This window comes from Eubacterium sp. 3_1_31, assembly GCF_964249515.1.
Taxonomy (GTDB): domain Bacteria; phylum Bacillota_I; class Bacilli_A; order Erysipelotrichales; family Erysipelotrichaceae; genus Longicatena; species Longicatena caecimuris.
In genome coordinates, this window is record NZ_CAXUBY010000010.1 from 25053 (window position 1) to 40976 (window position 15924).

General features: G+C 42.5%; 12 protein-coding genes. 8 read left to right on the forward strand and 4 right to left on the reverse strand.

All coding sequences use genetic code 11. From position 1 onward, the window contains the following. The first annotated feature begins 9 nt into the window (after positions 1–9). From ACESSZ_RS05915 to ACESSZ_RS05950, 8 genes are all read left to right on the forward strand, one after another. Positions 10–2646 (forward strand): ABC transporter permease, encoded by a 2637-nt coding sequence (locus tag ACESSZ_RS05915; RefSeq protein WP_008689506.1) that lies wholly within the window; start codon positions 10–12, stop codon positions 2644–2646. A gap of 138 nt (positions 2647–2784) precedes the next feature. Further along, complete coding sequence (locus tag ACESSZ_RS05920) at positions 2785–3615, forward strand: GNAT family N-acetyltransferase (RefSeq protein WP_008689507.1); 831 nt, start codon at positions 2785–2787, stop codon at positions 3613–3615. 13 nt (positions 3616–3628) lie between these two features. Next, complete coding sequence (locus ACESSZ_RS05925; protein WP_008689508.1) at positions 3629–4957, forward strand: MATE family efflux transporter; 1329 nt, start codon at positions 3629–3631, stop codon at positions 4955–4957. A gap of 188 nt (positions 4958–5145) precedes the next feature. Next, a complete protein-coding gene (locus ACESSZ_RS05930; protein ID WP_008689509.1) occupies positions 5146–5586 on the forward strand; it encodes a winged helix-turn-helix domain-containing protein in 441 nt (146 codons plus the stop codon). A gap of 711 nt (positions 5587–6297) precedes the next feature. Next, positions 6298–6660: a cysteine-rich VLP domain-containing protein gene (locus tag ACESSZ_RS05935; protein ID WP_081484672.1), complete on the forward strand. Its 363-nt coding sequence runs from the start codon at positions 6298–6300 to the stop codon at positions 6658–6660. Between the two features lie 370 nt (positions 6661–7030). Then, positions 7031–7396 (forward strand): replication initiator protein A, encoded by a 366-nt coding sequence (locus ACESSZ_RS05940; RefSeq protein ID WP_008689510.1) that lies wholly within the window; start codon positions 7031–7033, stop codon positions 7394–7396. Beyond that, positions 7383–7628, forward strand: coding sequence for a hypothetical protein (locus tag ACESSZ_RS05945; RefSeq protein WP_008689511.1), 246 nt, complete (start codon positions 7383–7385; stop codon positions 7626–7628). The genes ACESSZ_RS05940 and ACESSZ_RS05945 overlap by 14 nt, the downstream gene beginning before the upstream one ends. Before the next feature lie 90 nt (positions 7629–7718). Next, the gene (locus ACESSZ_RS05950; RefSeq protein ID WP_256146778.1) at positions 7719–9359 is read left to right on the forward strand and encodes a recombinase family protein; all 1641 of its coding nucleotides are present in this window, start codon (positions 7719–7721) and stop codon (positions 9357–9359) included. A 168-nt stretch (positions 9360–9527) separates the two neighbouring features. Here ACESSZ_RS05950 and ACESSZ_RS05955 read toward each other — a convergent pair whose 3' ends face one another. The 4 genes from ACESSZ_RS05955 to pflB form a co-directional block, all read right to left on the reverse strand. Further along, a complete protein-coding gene (locus ACESSZ_RS05955) occupies positions 9528–9947 on the reverse strand; it encodes a helix-turn-helix domain-containing protein (protein ID WP_008689516.1) in 420 nt (139 codons plus the stop codon). 205 nt (positions 9948–10152) lie between these two features. After that, the gene (locus ACESSZ_RS05960) at positions 10153–12612 is read right to left on the reverse strand and encodes an ATP-binding cassette domain-containing protein (protein ID WP_008689518.1); all 2460 of its coding nucleotides are present in this window, start codon (positions 12610–12612) and stop codon (positions 10153–10155) included. Positions 12613–12833: 221 nt separating this feature from the next. After that, positions 12834–13595, reverse strand: a complete 762-nt coding sequence (gene pflA, locus ACESSZ_RS05965; protein ID WP_499842713.1) for a pyruvate formate-lyase-activating protein — start codon at positions 13593–13595, stop codon at positions 12834–12836. A 56-nt stretch (positions 13596–13651) separates the two neighbouring features. Continuing rightward, the gene (gene pflB / locus ACESSZ_RS05970; RefSeq protein WP_008689521.1) at positions 13652–15907 is read right to left on the reverse strand and encodes a formate C-acetyltransferase; all 2256 of its coding nucleotides are present in this window, start codon (positions 15905–15907) and stop codon (positions 13652–13654) included. Between the last annotated feature and the right edge of the window lie 17 nt (positions 15908–15924).

Here is a 15924-nt window from a genome sequence, read left to right on the forward strand (position 1 = left end):
GGCGGGACTATGAATGACATTTTATTCGGCAATAACAATAAAGCAATCATCAAAAACCTGGCAAACCGCAGCTTCCGCAGCAACAGGATGCGAAATGTGATTGCAGTAATTGCGATTGCCCTGACAACCTTTCTCTTTACATCTGTCTTAACCATCGGTATGGGAACCAAAGGCACATTGGAATACAGTATGGCAAAGATGATGGGGTCCTCGGCGGATGTGCTGGTTCAGGGGCTTTCTGAGGAACAGTTGCAGCAGTTAAAAGAGAACTCTATGTTTGAAAAAGTAGGCTGCTGGATACCCATAGAGATCATGACTAACACCAACCGACGTGTTACAGAGGTTGATTATGCCGATCAGAACCAACTGGAACTTCGGCTTTTGACACCTCATACGGGCTCCACACCACAAAAAGCAAATGAGGTGTTGGTATCTGCCAACATACTGAAGGATCTGAATATTGAAGAAAAAGTCGGTGCAGAAATTCCTGTTGAATTCCAAAATCAAAGACAGCTTTACCATTTTGATATGGTCGTATCCGGTATTTATGACACGCCAAATGAAAAATCAGAATCGGTTATTGTTTCTGAAGCGTTTATTGAAGAAAATCAGGATTTGATGAATGCCGTTGCCGGGGAGCGTGTCGGCTGTGGTATTTATGAGGCCGATGTGGTAATGCGGGACAACTACATGGCAAAGGAGCGCATTTCAGAGTTTGTCCGTAGTATCGGAGGAAACCCGGATGATGCAAGCGCTGATAACGCTGTGCGTGTTGCGCCTAATCCAGTCATGTCTAATGACGGCAATCTGGTGATCTGGCTGGCGGCCGCCGTATTTGGTGTCCTGTTTATGTTCTGTGGGTACCTGCTGATCTACAATGTATTTGAAATTGCTGTAACCAACGATGTTCGACAGTATGGTTTGCTGCGGACGGTTGGAACGACCTCCCGTCAGGTAAAGCATTTGGTAAACCGGCAGGCACTGTATCTATTCCTAATTGGTACACCATTTGGGCTGTTTTTGGGCATATTGCTTGGACGCGGCATTTTGCCCGCCGCAATTCAGACATTTGCTGTTGATTATAGCGGTGGAAACATTGAGGTTAGATCGCTTCCATATTTTGCTATTATTGCAGGCGCAATCCTGTTTTCAGGGCTTACCGTTTATATTAGCACCAGAAAGCCAGTAAAAAAAGCATCCCGTGTGTCACCTATAGAAGCAATCCGCTATGTAGAACAGGATGCTGTTTCTGTAAAACAGAAAAAAACAGACACCGGCGCGGTCATTCCCCGCATGGCGAAAGCCAATCTCCAGTGCAACAAACGCAGGACAGCTTTTATTGTGATTTCCCTAACCTTGAGTATTGTGCTTCTAAACTCGGTGTTTGTATTCAGTGGCAGCTTTGATGAAGGTACTTATATTGAAAAACAAACCCGAAGTAATTTTGTGGTTTATAATCCAGGTATTCAGGCAGCTTTTGGAGGTGAATTTGGGCACGAGAGCGCCCTTTCGGAAAAAGCAATAGAAGAAATTGAACAGCAGCCAGGAGTAATGAATGAAGTCCGTCTGTACCGCAATACTTTTGAGGACGACCATATCGCCTGTGATTGGGGTGATTCTTACTCGATTGATAATACAGATAAATATGCCTATCTGCTCCCTGATTCGTTAAATTTGGGATGGGGCAAGGATAAAAGTTATGCTGCGTTGACTACGGATAACCTACCCCTGGGAAATGTGTATGGCTTTTCTGAAAATCTGTTAAATAAAATAGATATTATAGAGGGTGAAAACGATCTGTCTGTTCTGAAAGACAAACTGTGGAACGGCAATACAGTGATTTTAGTCGGCAAGTATGATGACAAGGGGAACTTGAAGGGTGATTTAGACAATCCGGCTTTTGCTGGATTATCAGTTGGCGATACCATTCAGTTTTATGAAAACGGAACTCCAACGGAAGAATTTACTGTTGCAGCAAAAGCGGCGGTTACAGACAGCGAAATGACTTTGACCGGTGGTGGTGCCAATATTGCAACAGACATTGGCGGCCTGAATATCTATATGTCAGAAAGGAAGTTCAAGAAGATTTATGAATCCCCTACCTTGTACGGTTTTCTCTTTGATGTGGAGGAGCAATACCAGCAAGAGATGGAAAACCATCTGGCACAGGATACCGATATTGCCTATACTTCTATCTCGACACTGAAATCCAATGTTTCTGGCGTTAAAAATGTAGTTCTTCTGGTCGGCGGAGTGATTGGAGCCGTATTTGCCCTGGTGGGTCTGCTCAACTTCATTAATCTGGTAATGACCAACATCATTACCCGCCGTCATGAGTTTGCCACCATGCAGAGCATCGGCATGACAGACCGCCAGCTCCGTAAGATGATGATTACCGAAAGTTTTTCCTATGTGCTGTTGGCAGGGCTTGTCGGTACACTAATTGCGGGGGCGCTTGGCATAACATTGATAAGGGTCTTTATAGAGCAAGGTCCGACCAGCCTGATGATGTCGTTTCAGATGACCCTGCTCCCGGCGCTTATGATGTTGGTTCTCTTTTTAGCTCTTGCGTTTATTGTCCCGATTGTTGCGCTCCGCTTCTTCAATAACCGAAGTGTTGTAGAGCGTCTGCGGGTGAATGAATAGTAAGAAGGCATTACGAAAGGAAATAACCGCTGATTACCCAATATGTTCTTTGAGGTACATGATATATAAAAAGACCGCAAGAATTATGAAAAGCAATTTTCGATGTTTTGGTACAATGATTGAGGAAGGAGGGAAACCATGAACAGCTATAAAGTTGAGAATATAGCGGCAGTGATTTCTTACATTGAAGCGCATCTCAATGAAAAATTAGATTTAGACACTGTTGCAAATGCGGTTTGCTATTCCAAGTACCATCTGCACCGAATGTTCACAGATACAGTTGGGATCACACTTCACGACTATATCCAGCGCAGGCAGCTGACCGAGGCGGCAAAGCTATTGGTGTTTTCTAAAAAGCCGATTATCGAAATTGCGCTGATTGCTGGCTATGAGAGTCAACAGGCATTTACTTCCATCTTCAAATCCATGTATAAGCAAACGCCGCTGGAATATAGACAAAACGAAGTCTTTTATCCTTTGCAACTGGAATTTACATTGAACAAAAATCCAACTGTTCCTGATACGATCATGCAAGAGATTTCTTATGCTACGCTGGCAGATATTCCCGACTGGATGAATTTTATTAAACTTGTCATTGACGGTTTTCCCTGCCTTGATGAAAGCTCCCATCTGGAACAAGTCAGGCAATATGTCGGACAGCGGCAAGCCCTTATTATGCGGGATGGCTCAACCATAATTGGAGCCGCTGCATTTTCCCATCAGACCGGAAGCATCGACTTTCTGGCTGTACATCCGCAATACCGGCATTATGGAGTGGCAAAGGCTTTCCTTGACTTTATGATGTGCAATATATTTGTAGGTCGTGAAATCAGTATTACTACTTTCCGCGAGGGAGATAAAGCTGATACGGGACAGAGAGAGGACTATAAACGCCTGGGTTTTGCCGAGTCAGAGCTTCTCACTGAATTTGGCTATCCCACCCAGCGGCTCATTCTACCACCAAAATAGGAGAAAGGCGACGATGAACGATAACATTTTAGATCAAAAATGGAGTGCGGCATCGCTTCTGCGATTTGCATTTCCTACCATCGTAATGATGATTTTTATGGGACTATACACCATTGTAGATACGATCTTTGTGGCGCAGTTTGTGAATACGGATGCGCTTTCTTCTATCAATATCGTGTGCCCCATTATCAACATCACGGTGGGACTGGCTACCATGATTGCAACGGGCGGAAACGCGATTGTTTCCCGAAAAATGGGGGCAGGTAAAAATCAGGAGGCAAAGGAAGATTTCACCTTGCTTATTATCACAGGTGCGGTGATTGGGTTTCTCATTCTTTTGGGTGGGACAATCTGGATTGACAACATTATTTATGCTCTTGGTGCCAGTAATCTGCTCTTTCCCTATTGCAAAGATTATCTCATGGTGCTGTTTCTATTCATTCCAGCCAATATACTGCAAACGCTGTTTTCAAACCTGTTTGTGACGGCTGGAAAACCGGGCCTTGGTTTTGGGCTGTCTGTCCTGGCGGGCGTGGCAAATATAATTTTGGATTATATCTTCATTGTCCCCTGTGGTCTGGGTATCCAAGGCGCAGCTTTGGGGACAGGCTTTGGTTATCTGATTCCCACAGTCACTGGGCTGGCATATTTTGCCCGGAACAAAGGAACGCTGTCTTTCACAAGGCCAAAATTGAAATTGGCAGTCATCGGAGAAAGCTGTTTTAACGGCTCCTCCGAAATGGTAGGCCAGTTGGCAACAGCCGTCACAACATTTTTGTTCAACCGCACTATGATGAACCTGCTGGGAGAGGATGGCGTTGCGGCAATCACGATTATTATTTACTCTCAATTCCTGCTGAACACGCTGTATATCGGCTACTCTATGGGAATAACACCTATCATCGGATTTAACTATGGAAACAGGAATGAAGTTCAGCAAAAAAAGGTTTTCTCTATCAGTATGCGGTTTATTGCGGCGGCATCGGTGCTGATATTTGCGGTTTCCATGTTTGGAGGCTCCTATATTGTACGGCTGTTTGCGGATGATACATCGGAAGTCTATCAAATTGCGGCGAATGGTTTCACTATTTTTTCATATAGCTTTCTATTCTGCGGTTTGAATAATTTTACATCCGCAATGTTTACAGCATTGTCAAACGGAAAAGTATCTGCAGTTCTTTCCTTTTTGCGGACATTCGGCCTACTGGCTGGGGGTATTTTGTTACTGCCACGTATTTGGGGAATAACGGGGGTATGGCTGGCTGTACCTGTTGCAGAGGGAATTATGTTTGTCGTATCTGCCATCTGCCTGATACATTACAGGAAAAAATATTCTTATTAAACAAGAAACTGTTTCCGTATTATAAGGAGATATGTTTTTATATAGTCAAGCTAACAGTGACGAATGACAACTTTATTCAGTCGAAATGAAAGCACAAATACCTACACTGATGGAGGTGACGACATGGGAAATTAGCTGTATTTGATATATCTGAACCGGGTGGCATAATTGCAGAAAAGCTGCTCATTTTGTTAAGCGCCCGTCAGCGTCAGGAATTGGTAAACTATCTTCTCGATTCCCAGAAACAACAAAATAATCTTGCTGACAGCCAATGTATCATTTCCGAAACTTATAAGTTGCAGACAGTCATTGATGAACCGTTTATAGAGATTCGCATAGGTGATTTATACTTCTGCCAGGAACAACGGCTTGTATGTATTGGCGAGCAGATAATTGAATTAACCGCTAAGGAATTTGACATCCTTGCTTTGTTAATCGCTCACCCGAAGCGTGTATTTACTTATGAGCTTATTATGGAATTGGTCTGGAATGAGGATTATTCGCTCTATTCCCGAAAAGCAGTCAATAACCATGTGAGTAATCTGCGGAGAAAACTGAAAGTTACACAGGATTCTCCAGGCTACATCAAAAGTGTTGTCAGCGTTGGTTATAAATTTGAAGTGCCGTAATATAGACCACAATGTAAGATTTTGCTTGCCCTGTGGCCTTTATTAGATATGGTAGGTGGTGAAGGAACATTAGGGAGACTTTACAGCTTGTGCTGCAAGGGAAAATTATCCCGAACATTTCTTTCAAAAATGCCTCTGTCGCTGGCTTTCTATGATGTATTCGGGATAATCAGACTTTCGGGATAACCATTTTTGTTCCGCTTTTCGTATGCCTTTACAATGGACGCACAAATTTACCGACAAGTAACCTTGACATTATGCTGTCAAGGTTCAAGAAAGGCAATCCATAACCATGTGAGTAAACTTTGGAAGAAACTAAGGTTTGAGCCTGATCTGCCAAATTACGTCGAGAGCGTTGCCGGAATCGGTTATAAATTTGAATATCTGTCTGCTCCATAAAATCCGTCGTAGGAACAACTGCGGCGAATTTTTTTGCAAATTTTTATTCAGACGGCAACTTTCCCCTAAAAAATGTACAGATATATGAGGGGATTATTTTATAACAACTTACCTGTACACGGCAATTATGAATTTTTTGTGAAATTTGCAAAATGCCCCCGTAATTTCGTCTCAAAAATGAATTGAACAATAGAAAGATATTTTTTGTGCAAAATTGACCGCCCTATTTCCCCTCAAAAATGAAATGTATAGTAGAGGGACATTTTTTTACGGTAGGAAGGAGGTGTTTTTATCCACAATCAGATTCCGGTGATGAATTATCCGCAGTACCGCCGGATGCGTAAACTGGTACACGAGTGCTGCAACTACGATAACGGAAACTGTATTCTTCTGGACGACGGGGAGAAATGTGTCTGCGTCCAGAGTATTTCCTATTCGCTTCTCTGCAAATGGTTCCGCTGCGCTGTCCTGCCGCTGGACAGGCCATTGGAAACGGCGTTGCTGTTCCAGGAGGAATTAAAACGCTGCGTGGTCTGCGGCCAATCATTCCTTCCCGGTTCCAACCGGGCGAAATACTGTAAGCTCTGTGCAAAGAAAATCCACCGCGGACAGAAAACAGCCAGCGACAGGAAAAGGCGGCTCCTATGCGGACAATTAGAAGCAAAAAAGCCTTGAGATTATTGGCGTTTTAGGCTGCGGTCAACGGGTATGAGGGATAAATCCCCTGCTCCCCTCTAAAACCTGTTTTTAACTGTCCGCAGGACGATTTTGACCTAAACGGGATTTTCCCATTCAGGTGTTGATTTCTACTTTGCCAATTTACCGCTTTTGCCATTTCCTCCTATATGGGATTCTCCAATACTGGATTTTCAGAGACTGGAAAACCTGACGCTCCGGACAGCCCTGTTCCTCTCTTTCCGGCGATGGATTTCCAGACAGTCTTGACGACCCATATTTAGATGGAAATTAAAGAGAAGAAGTTAATAACAAGATAGTCAATATCAATCCAATCAATCAGGGATGGATTGATGGAAAGGAGTATATGATGCAAAATGATTTTTTGACGCCTTACAAAGAGGACAGCGGCGTACCGCCCTATCTGCCATTTCCCCGTTTTCTGGTGCCGATGGACTTATCCAACGACGCAAAGGTACTGTATGCCCTGCTCTTAGATCGGGCGGGTATTTCCAGAGAAAACGGATACATAGAACCGGACGGGCGGATTCGTCTCTACTTTACGCTGGAAGAAGCAAAAGGAAAGCTGCATAGGAGCAGGCAGGTGGCGACCAGGGCATTTCAGGAATTAGAACGCTGTGGTCTGATTCTCCGCAGAAAGCAGGGGCTTGGCCGTCCGGTGGTCATTACGCTGAATATTTTACCTGCAAGGAAGGAGCGTGATGGGATTGCGTAAACCTGCAGATTTCAGTGAACTTCCCAAAAATCTGAAACCGGAAATTGCCGAGCGTGTGGCAGAGCATTTCAAAGACGGCGTTTTCGAGTTTGATTTCAGCACAGAAGAAATGATTGCCGTTGAAGGGAATACGGTCTATCATGTCATCCCCCATTATGCGGAGGGAGAGGCGGAAAGCGTACTGGACAAGCTGCGCCGTATCATGGCGGGAAATTTGGAGGCAACAGAATGAAAGTTGCTGAAAAAAGAGGAACGGCGCGTTATAATATAGGCAACCGTTTACCTGGCTGTTATCCCGATACACGGGAGGAAAGGAGCTACTATGAACCAGCAGCCAGATAAGATCACAGCGTTATATTGCCGTTTGAGCCAAGATGACGCACTCGACGGGGAGAGCAATTCCATTACCAACCAAAAGTCGCTATTATCCAAATACGCAACAGAACACGGATTCCGCAATCCCATGTTTTTCGTGGACGACGGATTCTCAGGAACAAATTTCCAAAGACCCGGCTTTCAGGAAATGATGAAATATGTGGAGGACTATTCGGTTTCCACACTGATTGTCAAAGACCTGTCACGTCTGGGCCGGGAGTATTCCTATATGGGGCGGCTGCAGGATTTCATCTTCCCCGCTTACGATGTCCGGTTTATCGCCATCAATGATGATGTGGACAGTGCAAAGGGCGAAAATGACTTTGCTGTGTTCAAAAACGTATTTAACGATTATTACGCCAAAGACACAAGCAAAAAAATCCGGGCAGTCGTAAAAATGCGCGGAGAAGCCGGGGAACACATCGCCAGTAACCCGCCCTACGGATATGTGAAAGACCCACAGAATAAAAAGAAATGGATTGTAGACGAGGAATCCGCAAAGGTGGTGCGGCGTATCTTTGATCTGTGCATTGCGGGCAAAGGACCAATGCAGATTGCAAAAATCCTGACCGCTGACAGGGTATTGACGGTTACTGCGTATAACGCCAGACAGAAGGGATGGGCCATGCCGGATAATCTGTACCGGTGGTGTGCCAAATCCGTTGCCGGAATACTGGAGCGGCCGGAATATACCGGTTGTACCGTTAATTTTAAGACCTATACAAAATCCCTGAAATTCAAAAAGCGGATGGAGAATCCGAAAGAAAACCGACGGATATTTGAGGACACACAGCCAGCGATTATTGAGCGGGGACAGTGGGAACGGGTGCAGGCGTTAAGAGCCAACAAGCGCAGACCCACAAAGACGGGAAAAACAAGCATTTTCTCCGGTCTTGTCTATTGCGCCGACTGTGGCGCAAAGCTCTATTACTGTACCTGCAATACCTACAAGAATGAGTCTCAAGACCATTTCGTCTGCTCCAATTACAAGAGCAATACAGGTTCCTGCCAAATCCATTACATCCGAGAGGTTACGCTTTATAAACGGGTGCTGGAATGTATTCAGGGAACACTGACCTATGTGCGTTTGTTTCGGGATGATTTCACTCAGGAAATGTTGGCGCAGGACGAGGCCAGCCGGAAAGCGGAACTGACGCAAAAACGGAAAGCCCTCTCCGGGACGCAGAAGCGTATGGAGGATTTGGACAAGATCATCCAAAGGCTTTATGAAGATTCCGTACTTGGGAAATTAAGCGACCTCCGCTTTCAAAAACTCTCGGCACAGTATGAAACAGAGCAGGCGGAAATTCAGCAGCTTGCAGCTTCGCTGGAGAGAGAAATTGAAAATGAAGCCGGACAGATTGCCGATGTAGGGCGTTTCCTTCAGCTTGCCGACAGGTATTCCGATTTGCAGGAGCTTGACGCCTCTACGGTAAATGAACTGATTGAAAAGATCGTGGTCCACAGCCCCGAGAAGATCAGCGGGAAGAAACATGTCACGATTGAAGTCTATTTTACCTATGTGGGGAAAATCCGGATTCCACTTGCCAAACCGGAACTACTGACAGATACAGAAAAACCGGCGTGACCTCTGCCACGCCGGTTTTACCGGGATTTTAGTTTACTTCCTTATGGGCCTCCGTCTAATGCTGGATCCCCTTGATTTCAGTGTTTTATCAAAAAGTAATTTGAAAGATCAGCTTCCATTGTCCTACTCATCTTTCCATAAAGTATCGTATTTGCTGATCACATACAATCAACTTTCTGTTATCTCTACCACCGATGCTTCCACAGCTTGATAACTTTTCATAGCAACCGCGTTCAGTAAGATACATAAAATACCAAACACCAAACATGCGATAGCGATAAAGCGAATAACTTTCCACACTTTACGACTGCGTTGATTCCGCTGAGCAAGCTGTAAATTTAATTGTTCAAGCTTCTCTGCCAATAACGTATTCTCTAATGTATCTTCTTCATTAATAGATCGGTTCAATAACGTACTTACCGATACCTCAAACATCTCACTTAGTGCAATCAACATATCTGCATCAGGTACAGATAACCCTCTTTCCCATTTTGAAATTGTTTGTCTTGTCACGTGCAGCTGATCTGCCAAAAATTGCTGGGACATCCCTTTTTCTATACGTAAAGTCTTTAAGTTTTCATGAAACATAACTTAACCTCCTCATGTCTCGTATACTCTATCATAAATCGTTTTGTTTTCCTAGCAACCATAACAAACATTATGTAACGTATCGCATACATTGCGCGTATATCCTATTTTATCAACGTAAAGTATCGTATTTTTCTTAACCGTGTTCTTTCATTCAAATCCTACACTTCATCAAGAAAGTGATACGGCGCAGACATTAGTCTTCCTAATCCTTTATAAACCTTTTTAAATATGGTGCAATAACACTTTCATTTTGATGTAAGAGTGCTAATGGACTTCCTTGAGCAATCAACTGTCCACCATGAACGCCGCCTTGAGGTCCTAACTCAATAAGATAATCACAAGCTGCTAATAGTTGCTCATTATGCTCAATCACCAGAATGCTGTGTCCTTCTTCTACCAATTCCTGCAATAACTTAATAAAGTTTTCCACATCCTGCATATGCAGACCTACGGTTGGCTCATCTAAAAGATATAGATTATGTTTCCCTTTGGTTTGCAAAAGCTCTCTTGCCAGCTTCAAACGTTGCGCTTCTCCTTGGGATAACGTGGTTAAAGATTGATTCAGCTTTACATACCCTAGCCCGATGTGCTCTAACAGTCGCAAGATTTTCTGTATTTCTTTTTCCTCTTTAAAAACAGTTATCGCCTCTTCTACACTGAGCTGTAAAACCTCATGAATCGAATATCCATGATAGGTTACGCGTAATACTTGTTCCTGAAACTGTTTGCCATGACATTGCGGACAAATAACCTCCTGATCTTGAAAAAACAACATATGGCTTTTTATCGTTCCCATGCCTTCACAATGCTCACAACGTCCTTTTTTTGAATTAAAGGAAAAATAAGCATCTGTGAATCCCAATGCTTTTGCTTGCTTAGTTTTGGCATACACCTTGCGTAAAGGAGTGGCAAGATTGGTGAATGTGGCAATATTGCTGCGTTTCATACGTATCGGTGGTTGTTGGTCGATACAAATCATTTGATCAAACTGTGCTAAGCCTTCTACACGATTTACTTCTGTTTGCTTGTTCCCCTTTGCCAATACATCAAATACAAGTGTAGATTTTCCTGATCCAGAAACACCGCATATTCCACATAGCAAATGTATTGGCAATTGCACATCCATATGTTGCAGATTATGTCGGCAGGCATTTGTGATTTGGATATATGATGATGGTTTTCGATATGCATGTACTTTACTGGTAAGATGTTGCATGGCATAGGCAGTAGCACTATTCTTACATTTCAATACTTCCGCAAAACTTCCCTGCGCCACAATTTGCCCACCGTGAATCCCTGCTTTAGGACCGATATCAACAAGATGATCCACTTGTTGTAATACACCTGCATCATGTTCAATCACAAGTACGGTATTCCTTAAATCACGCATATCCTTTAAAATCTCTACGATGCCATCGGTATCTTTCGGATGCAGTCCAATCGTTGGTTCATCTAAAATATATAATAAACCAGACATTGTTGCATCTAACAGTGATGCTAAGTGTAAACGCTGTGCTTCGCCATTGGATAGACTTATCATACTGCGATTCAACGTTAAATAACTTAAGCCTAATTTTTGTATACGTCGAAGCTTTGTTTCCATATCCAAAAGATAAACATCACAAAGCGCATGTTCATTTTGTGTTAGCGATGCTCGTACAGCTTGCAGCCAACAAGCTATTTCTTCCAATGTCAGATTTACAATTTCCGGTAAACGTTTGTCAAGAACCGTAATTGCTCTGGATGCTTCCTTTAAACGTTCCCCCTGACAGCTTGGACACACAGAACGTTTATAACAAGCCTCAAGACTGGTTGGTACTCCTTCATGCTCTTTTAATTTCCTCCATAAATAAGGAAATACTCCTTCAAAATGTATAGCTGTTGTTTCCCTGTTTGCTTCATCTTTAACATATGATAAAAATTTTTCATCCTCACTGCCATATACAAGTAAACGATATGCCGCTTCTTCATATTGTGCAACCGCTGCTTTTAAATCTTGTTTGATACCATAATATGCCAATGCATTTGCATATTGACTTATCATATACGATTGATAGCGATGCTTCCAAAAAGTCACTGCACCCTGTGATAAGCTTAGATCAGCATGCAACACCTGTACAAGATCGATTTCCCAGACACTGCCCATGCCCTCACAATCCTTACAGGCGCCTTCTCTGGTATTAAAGGAAAAGTCTGTATGCATCAATTTTTGTACTTTCTCATGACAATGAGGACAATATTGATATGTCATATATTCATCCTCTATGCGTATCGTTTCTTCTGCACAGACGCTGTTTTTATAAAGCTGATGACAATTTGGACATTCTCGAACACCTAGTTTTTCATACAGCATACGCAGATCCGTGTACAGATTAGTTGCTGTTCCTACACTAGAGCGCGGATTGCGATTACCGCTTTGAGCATTTACACATACAGCAGCACATGCATGTTGAATCCTTTCCACAGCTGGTTTTTGTATGCCTTGCATACCTAAAGCTTCTAAATATTGTCGTTGACACTCGTTGAATAAAACATCAAGGGCTAATGTTGATTTTCCAGAACCGGAAACTCCGGTAACAGCAATTAATTTATTCTTAGGAAGACGTAAAGAAACATCCTTTAGATTCCCTTGATTGGCATGCTCAATGATGATCTCATCCATGATATCCACTTCCTTAACTTTACATGTGATTTCATTTTAGCTTACTTTTTGCTATCTGTATACTTTCGATAATATTTTCAATGGTATCATCCTAACATTATCTTCTTCAAGTACATAAAAAAGTAATAAAATGTTGTTAACATAAACAATATAAAAATAAAGAAATAGCCATCTTATAGAAAATATTCTCCAGTAAGAATGGCTATCTCTTTTGTATCTGGTTACATGTTTTTATAGTCTTGATAATCTGCGGTATGCAGCAATGTATTTGCTCGCTCTATCGTTTCCTTATCTGGAGGTTCAATGCCCTCTAAAGGGTACTCCATGCCAAGCTCTTTCCATTTGTAAGCACCGAGTGTATGATATGGCAATACCTCAAAACGTTTGACATTATGCAATGTCTTCACAAATGCATCCAAACATTTCAGATCTTCTTCATCATCACTGCGCTGTGGGACTAAGACATGACGAATCCAAACCGGTTTATTGATGCTTGAAAGATAACGTGCCATATCTAAGATATTATCGTTGCCCCAGCCGGTTAACTGCTGATGTTTCGCTTGATTGATATGCTTGATATCCAGCAATACAAGATCCGTATACTGCATCAGCTCTTGAAACTTAGAAAAGAAAGGTTCTTCTCTAGTAAAAGGATTGCCGCAGGTATCAATTACGGTATGTACGCCTTTTTGTTTCGCCAATTTAAAAAGTTCCAATAAGAAATCAATCTGTAACAACGGTTCTCCCCCACTCACCGTAATCCCACCTGAATGCTTCCAGTAAGGTTTATAGCGCAAAGCTTTCCGCAAGACTTCTTCTGCGGTTTCACTGCCTTCCTTGATTTTCCAGGTATCCGCATTATGACAAAACTGACAGCGCATGCGACATCCCTGCAAAAAGATTACATAACGTACTCCTGGCCCATCTACCGAACCAAAGGTTTCAATTGAGTGAATGGCGCCTTTTCCATTTTCCATATGCATATCCTCCATAAAGAAAGGTCTGCAGTCAAACGACTTAAAACAGACCTCCTTCTTTTTTATAAATGATCGTGGCAAGTTCTGGAGATTACATCCAACTGCTGTTCACGTGTTAAGTCGATAAACTTCACGGCATATCCGGATACACGAATCGTAAAGTTTGCGTACTCTTCTTTTTCTGGGTGTTCCATAGCATCCTTTAATTTTTCAATACCGAACACATTCACATTCAGATGATGTGCTCCCTGATCAAAGTAGCCATCTAAGACATTTACCAGATTGTCGATACGTTCTTTTTCATCATGACCTAAGGCATTTGGGTTGATTGTCTGGGTATTACTGATACCATCCAATGCATATTCATATGGCAGTTTTGCCACAGAGTTTAAAGATGCCAATAAGCCATTCTGTTCTGCACCATAAGCAGGGTTAGCACCTGGAGATAATGGTTCTCCGGCTTTTCTTCCATCTGGTAATGCACCGGTCGCTTTACCATATACGACATTAGAAGTAATTGTCAGGATAGAAGTTGTTGGTTCTGAATTACGATATGTGTGACGTTTTTCGATTTTTTCCATAAACGTCTTTAACAGCCATACAGCGATTTCATCTGCACGCTCATCATCATTACCATAACGAGGGAAATCTCCTTCGATCTCATAATCGACAACTAAGCCATCTTCATCACGAACCGTTTTTACTTTCGCATATTTGATAGCACTTAAAGAGTCTACAACATGCGAGAAACCGGCGATACCTGTCGCAAAGGTACGACGTACATCGGTATCGATCAATGCCATTTGGCTTGCTTCATAGTAATATTTATCATGCATATACTGAATCAGATTCAGGATGTTGACATAAAGATCTGCCAGCCATTCCATCATATTGTCATATTTATGCATAACTTCATCATAATCTAAGTATTCACTGGTAATACCGCGATATTCTGGCCCTACCTGTGTTTTTGTCTTTTCATCAACACCACCATTGATTGCATACAATAAACATTTTGCTAAGTTTGCACGCGCACCAAAGAACTGCATTTCCTTACCTGTCTGCGTAGCAGATACACAGCAGCATACAGCATAGTCATCGCCCCAAACCGGACGCATAACATCATCATTTTCATACTGCACAGAGCTTGTATCAATGGAAATCTTTGCAGAATAATCCTTGAAGCTTTGTGGCAGCTTGCTGGAATATAAAACAGTTAAGTTTGGTTCCGGTGCAGGTCCCATGTTTTCCAAGGTATGTAAGAAACGGAAATCAGATTTTGTGACCATGTGACGGCCATCCATACCCAAACCGGCTAAATCTAAGGTAGCCCATACTGGGTCACCGGAGAACAGCTGATTGTAGCTAGGAATACGCGCAAATTTTACCATACGGAATTTCATTGTCATATGATCGATTAATTCCTGTGCTTCTGTTTCTATTAAGATACCTTTGGCCATATCACGTTCAATATAAATATCTAAGAAAGTAGATACACGACCAACGCTCATCGCAGCTCCATTTTGCGTTTTAATGGCAGCCAAGTATCCAAAATACAGCCACTGTACAGCTTCTTTGGCATTTGTTGCAGGACCACTGATATCATAGCCATAGCTTGCAGCCATTTCTTTCATGCCCTTTAAAGCTTTGATCTGTTCTGCCAATTCTTCACGCTGACGAATAATATCATCGCTCATGGTTCCACAGCCACAGTTTGCTTTATCCTTTTGTTTCATGGCAATCAGATAATCAATACCATACAATGCCACACGACGATAATCACCGACGATACGACCACGTCCATAAGTATCCGGTAAGCCGGTTACAATCTTATTACGACGTGCCAAACGCATCTCTGGTGTATAGCAATCAAAGACAGCATCATTGTGTGTCTTATGATATTCATGGAAAATCTCATGTAATTTTTCACTTGGCTCATAGCCATAAGTCGTACATGCCTCTTCACTCATCTTGATTCCGCCATAAGGCATAAAGGCACGTTTTAAAGGTTTATCTGTCTGCAAACCGACAACCTTTTCTAAATCTTTTAATTCGTTTGATATATATCCTGGGCCATAGGATGTCAAGGAAGAAACAATCTCTGTTTCCATATCCAGAACGCCGCCTTTGGCACGTTCTTCTTTTTGTAATTTCTGTAATTCGCCCCATAGCTTGTTTGTAGCTTCGGTTGGTTCTGCTAAGAAAGACTCATCACCATCATAAGGTTTATAGTTGTTCTGGATGAAATCTCTGACATTGACTTCTTCTTTCCAGATACGTCCTTCAAAGCCTTCCCATTCTTTGCGTTCTATGCTCATTTCACATACCTCCTTAT

Excerpts from the sequence above, each read along its gene's own strand:
- ACESSZ_RS05915 (WP_008689506.1), top strand. The coding sequence starts at position 10 with ATGAATGACATTTTATTCGGCAATAACAATAAAGCAATCATCAAAAAC.
- ACESSZ_RS05920 (WP_008689507.1), top strand. The coding sequence starts at position 2,785 with ATGAACAGCTATAAAGTTGAGAATATAGCGGCAGTGATTTCTTACATT.
- ACESSZ_RS05925 (WP_008689508.1), top strand. The coding sequence starts at position 3,629 with ATGAACGATAACATTTTAGATCAAAAATGGAGTGCGGCATCGCTTCTG.
- ACESSZ_RS05935 (WP_081484672.1), top strand. The coding sequence starts at position 6,298 with ATGAATTATCCGCAGTACCGCCGGATGCGTAAACTGGTACACGAGTGC.
- ACESSZ_RS05940 (WP_008689510.1), top strand. The coding sequence starts at position 7,031 with ATGCAAAATGATTTTTTGACGCCTTACAAAGAGGACAGCGGCGTACCG.
- ACESSZ_RS05945 (WP_008689511.1), top strand. The coding sequence starts at position 7,383 with ATGGGATTGCGTAAACCTGCAGATTTCAGTGAACTTCCCAAAAATCTG.
- ACESSZ_RS05950 (WP_256146778.1), top strand. The coding sequence starts at position 7,719 with ATGAACCAGCAGCCAGATAAGATCACAGCGTTATATTGCCGTTTGAGC.
- ACESSZ_RS05955 (WP_008689516.1), bottom strand. The coding sequence starts at position 9,947 with ATGTTTCATGAAAACTTAAAGACTTTACGTATAGAAAAAGGGATGTCC.
- ACESSZ_RS05960 (WP_008689518.1), bottom strand. The coding sequence starts at position 12,612 with ATGGATGAGATCATCATTGAGCATGCCAATCAAGGGAATCTAAAGGAT.
- pflA (WP_499842713.1), bottom strand. The coding sequence starts at position 13,595 with ATGCATATGGAAAATGGAAAAGGCGCCATTCACTCAATTGAAACCTTT.
- pflB (WP_008689521.1), bottom strand. The coding sequence starts at position 15,907 with ATGAGCATAGAACGCAAAGAATGGGAAGGCTTTGAAGGACGTATCTGG.